Source organism: Arcobacter sp. CECT 8985 (genome assembly GCF_004116495.1).
Lineage (GTDB): Bacteria > Campylobacterota > Campylobacteria > Campylobacterales > Arcobacteraceae > Malaciobacter.
In genome coordinates this window covers 1-18,546 of record NZ_PDKC01000005.1, presented here as the reverse complement: position 1 = coordinate 18,546, position 18,546 = coordinate 1, and the positions used below count along the sequence as shown (strand labels likewise).

Genomic DNA, 18,546 nt, shown 5'->3' with positions numbered 1-18,546 from the left:
AAATTAACCAACTTTTTAATATATATTAAAAATATTTTAAATATAATATATTACACTTTAATTACAAAAAGGAAACACAATGAAAAGATTCGCAAAGATGAGTTTAGTTGCAGCTGTTGCAGTTGCAGGATTAACTACTACTTCTTCAGCAAAGGCTTTAGAAGATGCTATTAAAAATGTAGATGTATCTGGTACAGTTACATACAGATATAATGATTATGAAGATAACTATGGTGAAGTGAATGGAGTAAAAAAACATCACAGTAAATCAACTAATAATTACAAAATTGCATTAAATTTAAAATCAAAAGTAAATGAAGATGTTACAGCAAATACTAGATTTATTATTGGTGGAGCTCAAGCTGGTGAAGCTTCATTAAGTACTCATGATAATGGTGATCAACAAGTTGATGTAACTTTATCTGAAGTAAACTTCACTTATACAGGAATTAAAAATACTGCTATTACTTTAGGGAAACAAGCTTTAGCTACTCCATTTACAATGCCTAGAGATGCAATGGGTAATGAACAAACAGGTACTGGTGCTTTAGCAGTTACTAATGTTGGACCTGTTACATTAGCAGCAGCATATTTCAACCAAACAAACTTAGGTGAGGATTATGGTGAAATTTCTGATACATTACATCCAAGAAATAGAAAAGATTCAAAAGGTAATTTTATAGGTGATATCAATGGTGATGAGAATGTAGTATTTGTTGGTGCTATGGCTTCATTTGCTGGAATTAATGTAGATGCTTCATATATTGATTTACAAGACATTGCTGATGCATATACTGTAGGATTAAAAGCAGCATATAATGTTGGTGATGTAAAATTAAGTCCATTTGTAAGATACTCTTCTTTAGATTTAGATGATACATCAAAAGATAATAAATTATTTAAAATTGGTATTGATGCAAACATGGGAATCTTTGGTGCATACTTATACTATGGTCACACAGATGAAGATGGTGGAACAACTGCATTAGATTATAGTGCTGAAACTGGTATGGACCCACACTGGAGAGTTACTTTAACAGGTATTAATGATGCAGATGCTATTTATGCTGGTGTTAGTGCACAAATATTACCAAAATTAAATATTGCGTTAAAATATTCTTCAATTGATACAGGTTCTAAAACAGTAGATACTGGAGATCAAGAAGAAATTTATACAAAAGTTACTTATGATATGAGTAAAAACTTCTCTACTTATGTACAATTTGGTCAATTTACAAAAGATAAAGAAAGAGGTAGCACAGATAAAGATATAGATTCTACAATTGGAAGATTAAACGTACAATACTCTTTCTAATATAAAGAATATATATTGCATGACTACTTGTAGTTTATTATTAAAAGGTGAGATTTCATCTCACCTTTTTTTATTTATATAACTTTTAACATTTGCAAAATTTGAACAGCTATTATTAAACTTCCAAATAATACAACAACTAATAATCCTATATTTCCACCAAATACTTTGTATTCATAATCTAAATTTGTTTTTCTTTGTTTATATACCATTGCTACAGGTAAAAACAAAGCTAAAATAACCAATGCAAATCCAGCAAATCCAAGTGCTTTTATAAATCCTTCTGGATAAAATAAAGCAAAAGCTAAAGGAGGAAGAAATGTCACAAGTGCTGTTAATAATCTTGAAGCTTTTTTATCTTTTTTTGATAAAAAATCTTGTAAAAAATCAAATAGCCCTAAACTAACTCCTAAAAAAGAAGTTGCAAGTGCAAGATTAGCAAATAATGAGATTAAAACTGATATATAACCATTATTTGCAACGAAACTAAGTGCTTTAATAAAAGAAGTTAAGGAGTTATTTGCTACAAGTTGTTCTTGGGTTAAAATGCCATGTGAAACTAACTCCCATAATATATAAACAATTAATGGTAATAAAGAACCACAAATCATAATAATTCTTAAAGCTTTTATATCTTTTCCAATATATCTTACAATTGATGGAATTGAACCATGAAAACCAAAAGATGTAAAAATAACAGGTAAACTTGCAAAAACCAATGCTTGTTGAGTTGGCATATGAGTTAAATTTTCAATTGAAGTAAGAGGCATTAAAAAAGTTAACATAATTGCTAATACAACTATTTTAATCAAAAATAAAACTCTATTTAAAAGATCAACACTTCGTGTACTTGTACTAACAACAAGGCCAATTACTAAAGCAAAAAGTATTGCCCCTGATTGCATTGGTATCTCAAAATCAAAATACTGCTTTATTTTATCATATATTTGTTCGCCACCACCAGAGATATATGCTGCACACAAAGCATAAAAAAGAAAAAGCATTGCAAAGATTGCTATTACTTGACCTTTTCTACCAAGTATATTATAAGCCAAAGTATTCAGTGTCGCATCAACATCTGCATTTTGATGTAATTCAATCATAAGTAATGCAGTATAAGCCATAAAAGCCCAAATTATTGTCATTATTATACAAGAAGTTACAAAACCAAAAGTTGCACTTGCAATTGGCAAAGCCAACATACCAGCACCAATTGTTGTTCCTGCAATAATTAATGTACTACCAATCAATTTATTTATATTCAATTATAGTCCTTTAAGTAAAAAAACATTTTACAGAAAAAGGCCTTAGTGTGGGTTAATAAGTAAAAAAAATTATCGGTTGCAAAGAGTTTTATATGAACAGAAGTTGCAAATAGATTTATCTTCACATTTTTCAAAATTCACTTTTGTAGTTTTAAGTTCAGCAAAAGTTTCATTTAATAAATCAAGTTTTTCATTAATAGCAACTTCTTTTAATAATTTTGTACTATTTAGATCATAATAGTAACTCTCAATATTTGAAGTTTTATAAATATTTTGAAGTGCAAGAAAATAAAATTCTAATTGAAAATCGCAACTTTTTTCATAATTCTTCAGTGAATCAACTTTTAAATTAGCAGATGTTTTATAATCAATTACCAAATAAGTATCATTTATTTTATCAACTCTATCAATAACACCTTTTATATTTATATTTTGATATGTAATATTAAAAGGCATCTCTTTTTGTAAAACTTGAATATTTTGAATTCTTTGTTTTTCAAAATTATAAAATTGCTCTATTTTTTTCTTCCATACTTCCAGTTCTAAAGTTAAAAATGGATTTTTATTTGTATATTTAGTAAATAAAGCCTGTAAACGCTCTTTTGTATCAAAACCTAATTCATAATACTCATAAAGTATTTTATGTATTATATCACCTAATTCAAACCCTTTTGGCTTAAGAGATATTTCATGCTCTTTTAGTCTTAATATATATTGAAAATAGAACTTACGTTTGCATTGTAAATATGTTTTAAGTGATGTTGCTGACCAAGTAAGTTTTGATAAATCAATTTTTTCAATTATTTGTTTATCAAAATGATTTATTTTCTGTTTTTTATATAAAATATGCTTATAGTTATTGTCATAAGTTGAATCATCAAGTCTTTTATCAAATAATTCACTTGCAAATCTACTTATAGTTGAAGTATCATTTGATACAAAACTAACATACAAATTTTTGCAGTTTTCAATTAATCTTTTATAATAATATTTTTGCAGATTTTCTCTGTCTTTTACTGTTGGAAGTTTAGCAAACTCTTTTACTTTTGTTGATAAAAATTTATCTTTTAAAGATATTTTAGGGATATAAGATTCATTAAAATCACAAATTATAACAGTTTCGAATTTTATAGCTCTACTTTCAAGTAGTCCCATTACAGTAATTTTACCTGAATTAATATCATCAATTGTAATATTTGATATTTTTTGTAATAAGATTTTTACTACTTCTTTAAATAATATGTTTGTATTGTTAGAAAATAGTAAATTATCTAATTTATATATAACTTCTTTTAACTTTTTGAGAATTTCTTTATTTTTCTCATACTCAATTAAATAATTACATAAAACTGAAAAACTATTTTTGTTTATTTGTGTATTCCAAAAAGATAGTATTTCATTTAAAAAATTTATATCTATTGCATAAAATTCAATGCTTTGAGAATTTTTTATATCTTTTTCATTTGCATAATTATATAAACTATATAATAATTTATAACTATTAGAATTGTTTATATCAATACCCATTGCATAATTAAAATAACCTTCATCATCAAAAAGTCTAAGATTTGTAGCAAAAGATTCATCAGGTAAAATAAGAGCAATATTAGAAGGATCAACTCCTTTGTTAATACTATTTACAATACAAGATTTAATATATGCAATTTGTGATATTCTTGAACTAAATCCTTTAATCTCAAAGTTACTAAAGTTATTTTCTTTTTTTTGTTTTTTGATAATTTTTTTATTTGTTATATCTAGGGAATAATTAAAATCATTTTCTAATTCAATACCAATATTTTTAAATATTTCATATGACTTTTTATTATATTCATTTGTATTAATATTTATTATTAAGTTTATATTTTTTGATATTTCAATGATTTTATCAAACTCTACATTTGTAAAATACCCTTCAAAATATAATTTTATATCACTAAATTTTTTTAAAAAATCTAAATTTATTTTTTGATATTTAACCTCATTTACTCTATCAATATAATTGTTTTTTTCTAAAATTTCAATATAATTTTGTTTAACTTTTTTTAAAATTTCAAGGTGTTCATTATAAAATTCATATGTATCAACATCTTTAATATCATCAATTGATACTTTTTCACTTGAAATTTCATTGAAGAATCTAAATATATAATCACTTTGTTTCAAAAATTGTGTAAAATTTGATGATATTCCAAGTTTTTTAAACTCATCAAATTTTATTGACTCTTTTAAAAAAATGAACTTTTGTTCTTCATCTATTGATTTTTTGTTTGAGTATGAGAAAGATTTTTTAAAAAAATCATCTATTGTAAGAAAAAAAGGCAATAATTTATTTGTATCCTTTTGCAAAAGTACATTTTGTCTTATTGCCCTTGAAGTTGGGTATACAATTAATCTTTGATTATTTTGCATTTGTTTTTATAAAAAGGTAGCCTTTTTCTTGCTTTTTTTGGAATGTTGCAATTATATTCCAATATCCTACTCTTGATACATCAATAGTAGAAACATACCCATCTTTTTCAAATTTGAAATTTTTATTTGTAAAATCTTCTTTTGAGTTATTGTTTGTTGTTTGAGTAATTCTAAATTTTATATCAAATCCAGAATCAATTTTTTTTGTATTTTTATCAAAAATTTCTATTCTTATTTTATTTTTACCAACATTTAATAAATCTTTATTTTTTGTTCTATTATCTATAACTCTTTGAGATAAAAAAACATCACTAATATCAAGATTTTTTTCTTTTCCATTAAGAAATAGTTTAAAATCATATTTTGATAAAAACTTCTTATTTGATGTTACTACATTATTAAAATTATCATCAATATATTGATATTTACTTAAAAATGCATCATCTTCATTTACAGGTACTTTTAATGTATTATGAATAGTCCATACAATCATCAAAAAAGTAAAACTAAATATACCTATAAAAAACAGTGGCCAATAATTTCTTTTCATTATATAATCCTATTATTTTCTTCTTTTCAAAATAGCATACACATAAACTAACAGCCCAAGCACAATAAGAGTATACATAAATATTCTCCAAATAGTTCCAGCAACTTTTCCTGAACTTCCAATACTTGATTTTAATTTAATATTTCTATCTTTTGCTATAGTATCAGCAACAGCTGCATAACCATTTAATACTGCTGCACTTACTTTTGAGAGAAGTGTATTTTTATCTTTTGAAGCTAATAATGGTACTACATAACCATTTAAGATATCATCTTTATCTACAATTTGTTTTAGTTTTGAAGATACAATTAAATTTACATGAGTTTCATCAACAGCCATTGTTAATGCAACATATGGTTTTTTTAGTCTCTTTTTTAACTCTGACTCTTCTTTTTTTATAAAATCAATTTTATCTTTTGTAGATATATCTTCATTTAAACCTAAACTTCTTTTTACATATACATATATATTAACGCCAAGCTTTGATTTAACCTCATTACCTATTTGATCTATCTTTCCTACTGCACGCTCATCTATTAAGCCATCATTACTTAATACATATTCTGTAGCATATAAGTTTGTTGATAAAAAAAATGATAGTGCAAAAAGCACTATCATTTTAGTAAAATTAAAAACTTTCATTTATCCAACAAAAACTCTTGCAGAATCAAAGAAAGCTAGATAAATAGAATAAAATGCAGATGCTAATAGTAAAACTCCAATTATTTTGTCCATAACTTTCTCCTTATTTCTTTCCAACTAATTTATATTCTTTATAATTATCAGGACTATTAGCTTTTAAACCATCCAAATTCTGATTAATTTTATAAAAATTAGTTGACTCATCTTGTTGAACATTGATAGCAAAATATGTTAAACCTACTAAAATAGCAAGTAATAACACAGTAGCAATCAACATTCCAGTAATACCATGAAGAAGAGAGAAAATTCCTCTTTCATTTTCATTCATTTGAGTATTTCCAGACATATTACTCTCCTAAACTTCTAATATATGTAGCTAATGCTTTTTCTTGAGTAGGATTTAATCTACCTTTGAAACTTGGCATTTCACCAATTGCACCTTTTTTACCATTTGTTAATACAGTTTGAACTAAATCATTACTATAATTAGCAATATTTGGAGCAACGTAAGCCATTCCTTTACCATCTGCACCATGACATCCAGCACAAACACCAAATGCTGCTGGTTGTTCACCTTTAAATCCACCTGCAACATAAGTAGCTACAGCATCAATGTCTTTTTCATCAGTTAACATCATTGGAGGCATTCCAGCAGGATATTTTGCCTTAAAGTTATTTGCACCATGTTTAATAACATGAATAATAGAATCTTTTGACATTCTATGAGTTAAATTTTGTGCTTTACCTTCAATACCTTCAGCATCTACACCATGACAAGGTGCACATTGTACCAAAAATATAGATTCACCCATAGCAGTTAATGTATCTTGACTAGGGTTCTCCCATTTTGAAGCAAATTTTTTATTATACTCAATTGTCTCTTCATTCCATTGACCAATTTGAGAAAACCCATTTGTTGGATAACCAACTGAATAATACCAAAATAACCAAATTAATGAACCAATAAATGCTAATCCCCAACCAGTAGGAATAGGGTTTCTATATTCACCAATACCATCCCAGTTGTCTTCTGCTAATTCACCACTAGCAGTATCATTTTTCATTTGATTAATATATTTAAGTGCTACAAATACTGTAATAGTAATAATTGCAATAGCACCTAACATTGTTAAGCTATTAATATAATCATCGCTGTTAAAAGCGTCACCTGCAATAAAGTAAGTTCCTGCTATTAACGCAACGATAAGAATAATTCCACCTATTACCATAGATTTCATTTGATACTCTCCTTCTCGTTTATATCTTTGTCTTTTTTTCTATCTTCAAGAGGACTTGACTTTATAGAATCGTCATGAACAAGGTCAGAATATTTTTCAAAATTTCTTTCACCCTTCTTATCTCTTCTATAAATAGAATAAGCATACGAATAAAATAAAATAAATACAATAAGTACCAAAAAAAACTTCACATAACCTTGAAGATTCAATAAAGCGTCGTAATCCATTTTATCCTCTTATTTTAAAGAATTTAAATATGCAATTAATGCAACTATCTCAGGAACTTTACCGTTTGCTACGGCGTCTTTTACATTTTGGTTTTTCATATCTGCTGCTATTGCTTTTGCTTGTTCATTAGCATTTGCAATTGCAGATTTGTAATCACCTAATTTAACATCAATTTTTCCATCACCATTTAAATCTTGGTCATATGGAGTATTGAATACTTTTTTAACAGTTAAAGCTTCAGCATATGCAGAGTCTAAATCTGCAATATTTTTAAACATATGTTTGTACGAAGGCATAATTGAACCAGGTACAACAGACTGTGGATCTAACATATGATTTTCATGCCAATCTGTAGTTCTATAATTACCAATTCTGTGTAAATCAGGTCCTGTTCTTTTTGATCCCCATAAAAATGGTCTATCGTATGCATACTCACCAGAAAGTGAATACATACCATATCTGTCAGTTTCTGATTTAAATGGTCTAATTAATTGAGAGTGACAAGCATTACATGAATCTTTTATATAAACATTTCTACCTGCTAACTCTAATACAGTATAAGGCTTAGTACCAACTGTTGGTCTACTTTGTTTTGCAAAGTCAGGAAGTGCTTCTACAATACCTGCAAATGCAACAAATATAAATACGAATACCGCAAAGAAAAACGGTCTTTGTTCTAACCAATGAAACATTATTTACCCCTTCTCTTAAGCTGCAACTGGTGAAGCATTTACTGGTTCTTTATCAAGAATTCTACCTGATGTTGCAGTTTTATAAATATTATATGCAAACATAAAGAAACCAACTAGGTATAATAACCCACCAACAGCTCTAATTGTATAATATGGATGTAATACAGTAACAGTATCAATAAATGAATAAACTAATGAACCATATTCATCATAAGCTCTCCACATCATACCTTGTGTAATACCAGCAATCCACATAGAAGTAAAGTATAAAACAATACCAGTTGTTTGTAACCAGAATTGTGTATCCATTAATGATTTAGAATAAATTTCTCTTCCATACATTCTTGGTGCCATATGATATAATGCTGCCATTACCATAAATGTAACCCATCCTAAAGTACCATCATGAACATGTCCAGGAACCCAGTCTGTAAAGTGCGCAATTGCATTAACAGATTTAATTGCTTGAATTGGACCTTCAATTGTTGATAACATATAGAAAGTTGAAGCTAATACCATAAATTTAATTAATGTATTAGTTTGTAATTGTTGCCACTCACCCTTCATAGTTAAAAGCATATTAATAGCAGATCCCCATGATGGTAAAATTAATACAACTGACATTACAGAACCCATTGTTTGCATCCAGTCAGGAACAGTTGAATAAAGAAGGTGGTGTCCACCAGCCCATAAATAAACGAATAATAATCCCCAGAATGCTAAGATCGATAATTTATAAGAATAAACATTTTGACCTGATTCTTTTGGTAAGAAATAATAAATCATTGCAATAATAGGAACAGTAAATACGAATGCAACAGCATTGTGTCCATACCACCATTGTACTAATGCATCATTAGAACCAGAATACATAGATACAGAGTGTAACCATGAACCAATTCCACCAGAAACAAAATATGTTGGAACTTCCATATTATTAAATAAATAAAGCATTGCAACTGCGATAAAACACGCAATATAATACCAAATCGAAATATATAATGTTCTTTCTCTTCTTATACCTATAAGTCCAAAAATAGAAATACCCCAAAGTACCCACCATAATACAACTAAAATATCTAATGGCCACTCCAACTCTGCATATTCTTTAGATGTAGTATAACCCATAATTAAAGTTACTACTGCTAAAAGAATAGTCACGAAATATAACACGAAATGTAATTTTGCTATTGTCATTAAGAATGGAGATTCTTTTAAAGAAACTTTCAATACTCTTTGACCAACATAATACCATGTAGCAAAAATACCACTTAGTGTAAACCCAAATGCAACACCATTAGTATGTAATGGTCTCAATCTACTAAAAGTACCATACTCACCAGCTAAATGATTTAAGCCAGGGAATGCTAATTGAAATGCTAAAATAACACCAATTACCATACCAATGATACCAAACAAAATTGTTGCAAATGTAAAGGCTTTTGCAACTGAGTAATCATACTCAATTCTTGCACCGTTTTGCATCAATCTCCTCCTACTAATTTTTTATATATCAAGTCACAGGTTTGTCACTTAAAAAAAATCTTAGCCTAAACTCCATAAAGTTAAGCTTAATAATTGATATTTTTTTTTAAGGTTTTTTTAACTTATACCAAAAGAAATGATTTTACTCAAAAAGAAATGATTATTTCCAGTTTTTCAAAGCTTGTTGTGTTTCTCTTTGCATTGTTTTTTTCTTCAAATCTTCTCTTTTATCATGAAGTTTTTTACCCTGTGCAGTAGCAATTTGTACTTTTACCATATTTCTACTATTAAAATACATCTTTAATGCTACAGTAGTAACTCCATCTTTTGTAACTTTTGAAAAGATTTTTTCAATCTCTTTTTTATGAAGTAATAGTTTTCTACTTCTTCTTTCATCTGGTCTATATGTGCTATGAGCAGTACTTAAATGTGAAATATGGGCATTCAATAAAAAAAGTTCCCCTTTGATAATTCGTACAAAACTATCTTTTAAATTAACTCTTCCTTCTCTAATTGCTTTAACTTCACTACCTTCTAGTGCTATTCCTGCTTCATAAGTATCTAAAATAAAAAAATCATGAAATGCTTTTTTATTTTTAAAAACTAAATTTTTATTTTTTTCTTTTGCCATTTATAACACCTTAAAAAATGAACTTCCACTTCCACTAAAATACCAATCTTTTTTTGCATACTCTTCTAATTTGGGGTATTGATTAATTGCTGGTAAGTACAAGTCATTTGCTTGTTCAATTGAAAGTTTACTCAAAATATCTTTACTTTTCATTACTAAAAGTTCTGCACTTTGTTCTTTTGTTATCTCTTTATAAAAATTATCGCGAAAAGAATTAAAAATTTTTCCAGTATGGCACTTAATTTTTGGTGTAATTACCTCAATATCTAAAGGTTCTTCTTTAAACTCTTCAACAATTTCACCTATTCCTGTCACATTTGCACTATCATATTCATAAATAAAAAAAGGTACATCAGCACCAATTTTAGCACCTATTCTAGCTAATTTATCTTTTTTATAATATAAATTAAAATACCTATTTGCCAAAGTTAAGAAAGCAGCAGCATTTGAACTTCCACCACCTAATCCAGCAAACTCTGGAATGTTTTTTTCAACTTCTATATTATAGATTCTAAAGAATGCATCAATTTTTGGGCAATATTTTCTTAATTCTATAAAGGCTTTATATATAGAATTATTTTTAACATCACATCCAAAATCACCAATTAAGTTAAATTCATTAGTTTTATTATCAGGGGTAAATCTAATTGTATCATATAAATTTTTTACTCTTACAAATCTAGATACAATTTCATGGTAATGATCTCTTTTGCCCGCTATTTTTAAAAAAATATTTACTTTTGCATAAGATTTAATACTTACTTCCATTTACAATTTTACCTTATTTAATATATATGAAACACTATTTTGTGAAATTTCGATTATACTAAAAAAGTCTTCAAATAGTATAATATATTTTCCATCATTTTTATTTTCCAAAAACTCTATACTTATTTTTTTGCCATCATATAGCCACTCTTTTTCTCCACTATATTTGTTATATAGCAAATTTATATAATTTAAAGGATTTAAGTCTTTTTCATTTTCAAAAAACAATTCTCCTTCATTTAATCTTTCAAGATAAGATAAAGTTCCAACTACATCTAAATTTCTTGCAAGTATTTGAGCTAAACTTCTTATGTATGAGCCTTCACTAACTGTTGATTCGAATGTAATAAAAGGATGATTATATGAAATTAATTTTATATCATAAATCGTCATAATTTGTTTTTTTAACTCAATATCAACTCCTGCTCTTACTAACTCATAAGCTCTTCTACCATTTATTTTTTTTGCACTATATTTAGGAGGTAAATATTCAATATCACCTTTTAGCTTATTGATTTCATTTTTTAGTATTCTTAAATTTAAAACTTTTTCATCTTTTATATCTATAATATTTTCTATATCTTCAGAGTAAGAAGTAGTCCCAAGCCATAAAACTGCTTTATATCTTTTTGGTGTTTTATTTAAATAGTTAAAAAGTTTAGTGTATTGTCCAAAAGCTACTATTAAACATCCACAAGCAAAAGGGTCAAGTGTTCCGCTAAAACCTGCTTTTTTATTTTTATATTTTCTTTTAATTCTATTTAAATATGAATTTGAACTAATATGCATTGGCTTATTTACAACCAATAGTTTATTTAAAGGCTCTTTATTATAAAGTCTTTTCTGCATCTATTTAATTTTCCAATTATTAATTTTTTATTTTATTTTCATCTATTTTTATACTTAATAGAAAAATATCAAGTTATTATATTTTTTCTATAAAAGAAGAAAGAATATCTCTTCTTTGCCCACTAAAGTTAATAGTAAGCTTATAATCTTTTCCAGCTTTCATAGCTTTTTGAACTCTACCCATACCAAAAATTTTATGTTTTACTAAATCACCTTTTTTGTACATCGAGTTTTTTTCTATTGTTAATGAACCTTTAATAAGCCCAGATTCACTTAAAAATCTACTTTTACCTAAAAGAGCTCTTTTACCTTTGTAAAATCTTGAATGTACAAAAGACATAGTAAGATTATCCATTGCTCTTGTAATTGCAACATATCCAAGTCTTCTTTCTTCTTCTATATCACTTCCATCTCCAATGATTGGGAAAAAACCTTCTTCTAATCCAATAATAAATAGATGTTTATACTCTAAACCTTTTGAAGCATGAATACTCATCATTGAAACCATTTCATCTGTAAATTCACTATTTTCTGATTCTAATGCAATTTCATTTAAAAAATCCTCTAATCCTAAAAAAGGATTTTGTATAAAATAATCTCTAATATACCCATAAAATTCATCAATATTTGATTGTCTATCAAACCCATCTGGTGCATTATCATATGAACTTCTATAATCAAATGTATCTTCAAATAAATCTAAAAATCTCATTTTTGATTCTTCTAAAGTATCTTTTAAATCCATAACAGATGCCATAAATACTTTTAATGTTCTAGAATTTTTTTTACCTACTACTTGAGCTAATTCTTCTGGTTCAAACTCTTCTATTATTTGAAAAATTGGTTTTTGTAACTCAATTGATTTTGCATCAAGTTTTTCTATTGTTGTTTTTCCTATTCCTCTTTTTGGCTTATTAATTATTCTTTTTAATGAGAAGTTATCATTATTATTTGTTAAAATTCTAAAATATGCAATCAAATCTTTGATTTCTGCTCTTTCATAGAATTTCATTCCACCAACCAATCTATATGCAAGTCCTGCTTTATTAAATCCTTCTTCTAATGATCTTGACAAGGCATTAACTCTAAATAATATTGCTATATTGCTTGCTTTTTCACCACTTGCAATTAAGCTTTTAATATCTTCAACAATTTTTCTTGTCTCTTCATTTTCATCTGAAGACTCATAAACTTTAATACTATTACCTTTTTCTCTTGTTCCAACTAAAGTTTTTCCTAATCTATCTCTATTGTGTTCAATTAGCTGATTTGCATGATCTAATATAGTGTTTGTTGATCTATAATTTTCTTGAAGTTTTACTACTTTTGTATTATCAAAATGTTCTGTGAAATTTAAAATATTTTTAATAGTAGCTCCACGCCATCCATAAATTGATTGATCATCATCACCTACTACACATAAATTATTGTGAGTGCAACAAAGTTTTCTTAATAATTTATATTGTAACTCATTTGTATCTTGATACTCATCTACCATTATGTATTGGTATTTTTGGCTTATTTCTTCTGCTAATTTTTTATTTTTTGATAAAATTTTATAAGGTAATAAAAGTAAATCATCAAAATCTACTAAATTATTTTTTTCTAAGTAGTTCTCATATTTTTCATATACATCTGCTATTTGTTGATACATTTTTAATTGAGCAGCAGCCTTTGCTTCAGTTGGTGAAAGTATTGAGTTTTTGTATTTTGAAATTTCACTTGCTAATAAAGGAAGTGACAACTCTTTATCTATAGATTTTAATATTCTTTTTTTATCATCAGTATCAATAATTATGAAATTATTATTTCTATTTAATTCTTTCATATAAAATTTTAAAAGTAGCAATCCAAATTTGTGAAATGTACATAAAAGCGGTGGTGTATTGAGCATAGAAGGATCAATTAAAGAGTATGCTCTATCTCTCATTTCAGTTGCCGCTTTATTTGTAAAAGTAAGAGTTAAAATAGAAGCAGGGTCTATACCAATTGAAATTAAATAAGCTAACCTCGTGGTAATTGTCTTGGTTTTACCAGATCCTGCACCCGCTAAAATTAACAACGAGCCATCAATATGCTGGGCTGCGTCTTTTTGTGATTCATTTAATGATGATAAAAAATTATTTGACATTTGCTCTCCAATTATATTAGATTATAACATAATTTGGTTAAATAAACTTTTTACTTAATTTATTTATTTATAAACAAATGGTATTATTTAAATAAAGAATATTTAAAGGTTCAAAATAATGTTAACTGATTTTGCAAAAATCGAAACGTTTTTAACTGTAGTTAGAGAAAAATCATTTTCAAAAGCTTCTTCAAAATTAGGAATTTCTCAACCAGCAGTTACTCAACAGATGAAATATATTGAAGATTATCTAGATGTACAAATTGTTGATAGAAAGAAAAATGGTATCAGGCTAACAAAAGAGGGACAAATGCTCTATTCTATTGCTCAAAAAATAGAAAGATGTGTTAATAATGCAGAAAAAGAGTTATTAAAAATCATGAATAAAGATGTCACATTTGTTTTTGGAGCATCTTTTATTATTGGAAACTATATTTTACCTAGATTTTTAAATAGTTTAAAAGAGAATATAAAAAATGATGTTTCAATAAATGTTTCTGTTTCTCATAAAGCAATTGAAGATTTATTAGATAAAAAAATTGATATGGCACTAGTTGAAAACTATATTCCAAATGAAGATATTATATATAGAGAATGGATGAATGATGAAATAGTAATTTTTTCGAATCAACCTTTACCACCTAAAGCAAAAGCCAAAGATTTATTATCTTATAAATGGGTTTGTAGAAATCCAGATTCACATACTAGATTGATTTTTAAAGATTCACTTGAAAAAGCAAATTACCCAGATTGTGATACTTTTAATGTAACAAGTGAAGTAACAAGTGCAACAACAATTGTACAAACAGTTCTACACTCGGACAAAGATGATATTCCAACAGTATCAATTGTATCAAGAAATGCAATAGAATCACTTCTTAAAGCAGGCGTTCTACATGAATCAAGAATTGGAACACAAAAAATGGTTAGAAAACTATATATTGCTTATAGAAAAGATAGAAAACACGATGCATTTGTAGAAAATGTAGTAGATTACCTTTTAAAATTAAGCTAAGATATTCTTAGCTTAATAAACGTAGCCTTCTTTTAATAAAGCTTCTCTAATTTTATATATTTGTTGATGTTTATTTTTACACCATTGAGGTGATAATAGTGTACTATCATCAATTCCAGCAGTTACTCTTTGAATTGAAATATTCCCAGGTAGTTTTTTTACTGATTTAACTACTGTATCTATATACATATCTTCACTAATAGGTGTAAATTTTCCATTCCTAAATTTTGCTGTTAATAATGTATTTTTAACAACATACAAAGGATGAAACTTAATAGAGTCTACATTTAACTTTATTGTTTGATCTAAAGTATTTAACATCATATCTTGAGTTTCATTTGGAAGACCAAATATCAAATGTCCACAAACATTTAATCCTTTTTCTTTTGTTCTTTTTATCCAATATCTCATGTTATCACTTGAATCACCTCTATTTATTTCATCAAGTGTTTCATCATAAAAAGATTGAATTCCATACTCAACCCAAATTTCTTTATGTTTAGATAAATCTACTAAATAATCTAAGATTTCTTCCGTTACACAATCAGTTCTTGTTCCTATTGATAAGCCAATAACATTTTCATAACTTAATGCTTTTGAATAAAGTGATTTTAACGTCTCTAAAGGAGCATATGTATTTGTAAAAGATTGAAAATATACTAAAAATTTCTTTGCACCAAATTTATTTTCTAATCTCTTTTTTGTTGCACTAAACTGCATTTCTAATTGTTTTAATTGATTATTTAAATATGGATTCTCTTTTACTTTTGGATTTAATTTAAATTTGGGCTTATTACCTTGTAAATTAGGGGAAAAGGAATCATTTTCACAAAATGAACATCCTCCTCTTGCAACCGTGCCATCTATATTTGGACAAGTAAATCCAGAAATTGAAATAGGAACTTTATATACAGTTTCACCAAATTTATTTCTAAAATATCTTCCTATTGTTAATACTTCTTTTAAATCACTCATTATTTTTTTACGAAATAGTCTCCATCAAAGCTTTCAAGCGCATAATTTCTATCATTACCTATTGAATTTTTTAAATCTTCAATTGATAAATATTCCAATGAATCAGCTTGAATATATTCACAAATTTCATCTTTTGTCATTCTATGAGAAATTAATTCTTCTTGTGTTGGTGTATCAATTCCATAATAACATGGGTATTTTATTTCTGGACTTGCAACTCTAAAGTGAACCTCTTTTGCTCCTGCATCTTTAAGCATTTTTACTATTCTTTTTGATGTAGTTCCCCTTACAATTGAATCATCAATTACAAGTAAAGATTTACCTTCAATTAACGATTTCATAGGTGATAATTTCATTTTCACTTTAATATTTCTCATCTCTTGTGTTGGTTCAATAAATGTTCTACCTACATAGTGGTTTCGAATAATCCCTAATTCAAAAGGAATATTACTCTGTCTTGCATATCCAAGTGCTGCTGGAACTCCAGAATCAGGAACAGGAATAACAATATCAGCTTTGAAATTTTTCTGTGCATCATTTTTTGCTAAAGCTTTTCCCATATTTTGTCTAGTTTGGTATACATTTTTTCCATCAATCATTGAATCTGGTCTAGCAAAATATACATATTCAAATGCACAAGGTCTATATTCTGGTTCAAATAGTTGAATTGATTCTGGCTCATCACTTTTTTCACTAAAAATCAACATCTCACCTGGTCTTACATCTCTAATAAACTCTGCATCTACTAAATCAAATGCACAAGTTTCACTTGAAACAATATAACCACCAGTTTTTAATTTACCTAAAGATAAAGGTCTTATTCCATATCTATCTCTTATAACAAACTGTTTTGATCTTGATTGAATAATAAAACAGTATGCCCCAATAGTTTTATTTAAAGCCTCTTTTATTCTATCTCTTAATCTATCTTTTGTATTTTTTGCAATTAGATGAATCAAATTTTCAGTATCCATTCCAGTTTGAAATATTGCACCATTATCAATTAATTCTTTTCTAACTTCATTTTTATTAATTAAATTACCATTATGAACTATAGATATTTCTCCTAATTTATACTTTGCAAATACTGGTTGAGCATCTAATACAGAATCTCCACCTGCAGTTGAGTATCTATTATGACCTATTGCCATATTCCCTCTTAAATGAGATAGAGCTTCATCGTCAAAAACTTCAGATACTAAACCTCTATCTTTTTTAGTATAAATTTTACCATTACAAGAAGATGATATTCCAGTTGCTTCTTGACCTCTATGCTGCATCGAAAACAAAGCTAGTGAAGCTAACCTTGCAGCATTTTCATTACCATAAATTCCAACTATTGCACACATTTATTTAACCTTATGAAAAAAAGAGAAGTGAACCTGATGCGCTAGAAATTTCTTCTCTTTAATTTTATTTTAAAATTTGATTATTCTTATAGACCTAAAGCATCATTTATTGAATATAAATTTGGTTCTTTACCAACAAGCCATTTGGCAACTCTAATTGCCCCTTTTGAAAAAGTATTTCTTGCAGTTGCAGTGTGATGAAGTTCAATAAATTCTCCATCATTATAAAGCCCAACAGTATGACGACCTACAATATCTCCACCTCTTAGACTCATCACTCCAATTTCATCTTTTGTTCTTGCACCAATTTCACCATCTCTACCTGAAACTCTAACCTTATCTAAATCTAAATCTCTTGCTTTTGCTGCACTTTCTGCTAAAGTCAATGCAGTTCCAGATGGAGAATCAACTTTATATCTGTGGTGTTGTTCTACTATTTCTATATCAAAATCTTTCAAAGTTTTAGAAGCTAATGAAACAAGTTTATTTAAAACTGCAACTCCTAAGCTCATATTTGTTGAGTAAAGAATTGGAACAATTTTACTTGCTTCAATTAATAAGTTTTGTTGATGCTTAGAAAAACCAGTTGTAGCTATAACTAATGGTTTTTTTATATCACTTTCTATTACTTGAGTTAATAACTCTTCAGTTGCAGCAGGTGCAGAAAAATCAATTACCACATCTGCATTTTCTAATAAAGTTTTCATATCATTTGTAATAACTACATCTTCTGGTACATCTTTTTCTAATTTATCAAATACATGAACAGCTGTTAATTTTGCTTCTTCATCTTTTTTTAAATCATCAATTAAAAGAGACCCTACTCTTCCTGTACTTCCAACAATACCTATATTTATCATAATCTAATTTTCCCTCTTATCCTAAAAATTCAATAATATCAACAGCAGCAGTAGCACCGTCACCAGCAGCACAAACGACTTGTTTAGCAGCATCAATTCTAACATCACCAGCAGCATATAAACCAGGTAAAGAAGTTCTCA

18 protein-coding genes and 1 pseudogene are annotated in these 18,546 nt (G+C 27.3%); 2 read left to right on the top strand and 17 right to left on the bottom strand.

Features of this window, described 5'->3' with window-relative positions:
- Window positions 1–79: 79 nt before the first annotated feature.
- Window positions 80–1,315, top strand: a complete 1,236-nt coding sequence (locus CRU93_RS03720; protein ID WP_129102842.1) for a porin — start codon at window positions 80–82, stop codon at window positions 1,313–1,315.
- 74 nt (window positions 1,316–1,389) lie between these two features.
- Here the strand turns inward: CRU93_RS03720 and CRU93_RS03715 are convergent, their stop codons facing one another.
- The 13 genes from CRU93_RS03715 to CRU93_RS03655 all read right to left on the bottom strand — a co-directional run bounded on the left by CRU93_RS03715 (window position 1,390) and on the right by CRU93_RS03655 (window position 14,206).
- On the bottom strand, window positions 1,390–2,580 hold the full coding sequence (locus CRU93_RS03715) for an aromatic amino acid transport family protein (protein WP_129102841.1): 1,191 nt from the start codon (window positions 2,578–2,580) through the stop codon (window positions 1,390–1,392).
- A gap of 69 nt (window positions 2,581–2,649) precedes the next feature.
- A complete protein-coding gene (locus tag CRU93_RS03710; protein WP_129102840.1) occupies window positions 2,650–4,992 on the bottom strand; it encodes a PD-(D/E)XK nuclease family protein in 2,343 nt (780 codons plus the stop codon).
- Window positions 4,982–5,542, bottom strand: a complete 561-nt coding sequence (locus CRU93_RS03705) for a hypothetical protein (protein WP_129102839.1) — start codon at window positions 5,540–5,542, stop codon at window positions 4,982–4,984. Before CRU93_RS03705 ends, CRU93_RS03710 begins: the two co-directional genes overlap by 11 nt.
- A gap of 12 nt (window positions 5,543–5,554) precedes the next feature.
- Complete coding sequence (locus tag CRU93_RS03700) at window positions 5,555–6,184, bottom strand: hypothetical protein (protein ID WP_129102838.1); 630 nt, start codon at window positions 6,182–6,184, stop codon at window positions 5,555–5,557.
- Window positions 6,185–6,287: 103 nt separating this feature from the next.
- Window positions 6,288–6,530, bottom strand: a complete 243-nt coding sequence (locus tag CRU93_RS03695; RefSeq protein WP_129102837.1) for a DUF4006 family protein — start codon at window positions 6,528–6,530, stop codon at window positions 6,288–6,290.
- Window position 6,531: 1 nt separating this feature from the next.
- Complete coding sequence (locus CRU93_RS03690; protein ID WP_129102836.1) at window positions 6,532–7,422, bottom strand: c-type cytochrome; 891 nt, start codon at window positions 7,420–7,422, stop codon at window positions 6,532–6,534.
- Window positions 7,419–7,649, bottom strand: coding sequence for a CcoQ/FixQ family Cbb3-type cytochrome c oxidase assembly chaperone (locus CRU93_RS03685; RefSeq protein WP_129102835.1), 231 nt, complete (start codon window positions 7,647–7,649; stop codon window positions 7,419–7,421). The genes CRU93_RS03690 and CRU93_RS03685 overlap by 4 nt, the downstream gene beginning before the upstream one ends.
- Before the next feature lie 9 nt (window positions 7,650–7,658).
- A complete protein-coding gene (gene ccoO, locus CRU93_RS03680; RefSeq protein ID WP_129102834.1) occupies window positions 7,659–8,342 on the bottom strand; it encodes a cytochrome-c oxidase, cbb3-type subunit II in 684 nt (227 codons plus the stop codon).
- Window positions 8,343–8,357: 15 nt separating this feature from the next.
- On the bottom strand, window positions 8,358–9,827 hold the full coding sequence (gene ccoN, locus CRU93_RS03675; RefSeq protein WP_129102833.1) for a cytochrome-c oxidase, cbb3-type subunit I: 1,470 nt from the start codon (window positions 9,825–9,827) through the stop codon (window positions 8,358–8,360).
- A gap of 160 nt (window positions 9,828–9,987) precedes the next feature.
- Window positions 9,988–10,458 (bottom strand): SsrA-binding protein SmpB, encoded by a 471-nt coding sequence (gene smpB / locus CRU93_RS03670; protein ID WP_129102832.1) that lies wholly within the window; start codon window positions 10,456–10,458, stop codon window positions 9,988–9,990.
- The gene (locus CRU93_RS03665) at window positions 10,459–11,226 is read right to left on the bottom strand and encodes a 4-(cytidine 5'-diphospho)-2-C-methyl-D-erythritol kinase (RefSeq protein ID WP_129102831.1); all 768 of its coding nucleotides are present in this window, start codon (window positions 11,224–11,226) and stop codon (window positions 10,459–10,461) included. It abuts the gene before it with no gap.
- Window positions 11,227–12,075, bottom strand: a complete 849-nt coding sequence (gene truB / locus CRU93_RS03660; RefSeq protein ID WP_129102830.1) for a tRNA pseudouridine(55) synthase TruB — start codon at window positions 12,073–12,075, stop codon at window positions 11,227–11,229.
- A 76-nt stretch (window positions 12,076–12,151) separates the two neighbouring features.
- Window positions 12,152–14,206: an ATP-dependent helicase gene (locus tag CRU93_RS03655; RefSeq protein WP_129102829.1), complete on the bottom strand. Its 2,055-nt coding sequence runs from the start codon at window positions 14,204–14,206 to the stop codon at window positions 12,152–12,154.
- A 118-nt stretch (window positions 14,207–14,324) separates the two neighbouring features.
- Here CRU93_RS03655 and CRU93_RS03650 point away from each other — a divergent pair, with 118 nt between their 5' ends.
- The gene (locus CRU93_RS03650) at window positions 14,325–15,221 is read left to right on the top strand and encodes a LysR family transcriptional regulator (RefSeq protein WP_129102828.1); all 897 of its coding nucleotides are present in this window, start codon (window positions 14,325–14,327) and stop codon (window positions 15,219–15,221) included.
- Window positions 15,222–15,233: 12 nt separating this feature from the next.
- On the opposite strand, the gene CRU93_RS03645 is transcribed toward CRU93_RS03650, so the two are convergent.
- From CRU93_RS03645 to CRU93_RS03630, 4 genes and pseudogenes are all read right to left on the bottom strand, one after another.
- Window positions 15,234–16,196: a TIGR01212 family radical SAM protein gene (locus tag CRU93_RS03645; RefSeq protein ID WP_129102827.1), complete on the bottom strand. Its 963-nt coding sequence runs from the start codon at window positions 16,194–16,196 to the stop codon at window positions 15,234–15,236.
- Window positions 16,196–17,545: an amidophosphoribosyltransferase gene (purF, locus tag CRU93_RS03640; RefSeq protein ID WP_129102826.1), complete on the bottom strand. Its 1,350-nt coding sequence runs from the start codon at window positions 17,543–17,545 to the stop codon at window positions 16,196–16,198. The genes CRU93_RS03645 and purF overlap by 1 nt, the downstream gene beginning before the upstream one ends.
- 86 nt (window positions 17,546–17,631) lie before the next feature.
- The gene (gene dapB / locus CRU93_RS03635) at window positions 17,632–18,405 is read right to left on the bottom strand and encodes a 4-hydroxy-tetrahydrodipicolinate reductase (RefSeq protein ID WP_129102825.1); all 774 of its coding nucleotides are present in this window, start codon (window positions 18,403–18,405) and stop codon (window positions 17,632–17,634) included.
- A 16-nt stretch (window positions 18,406–18,421) separates the two neighbouring features.
- Window positions 18,422–18,546, bottom strand: a pseudogene (locus tag CRU93_RS03630) (thioredoxin-disulfide reductase); the annotation flags it as partial.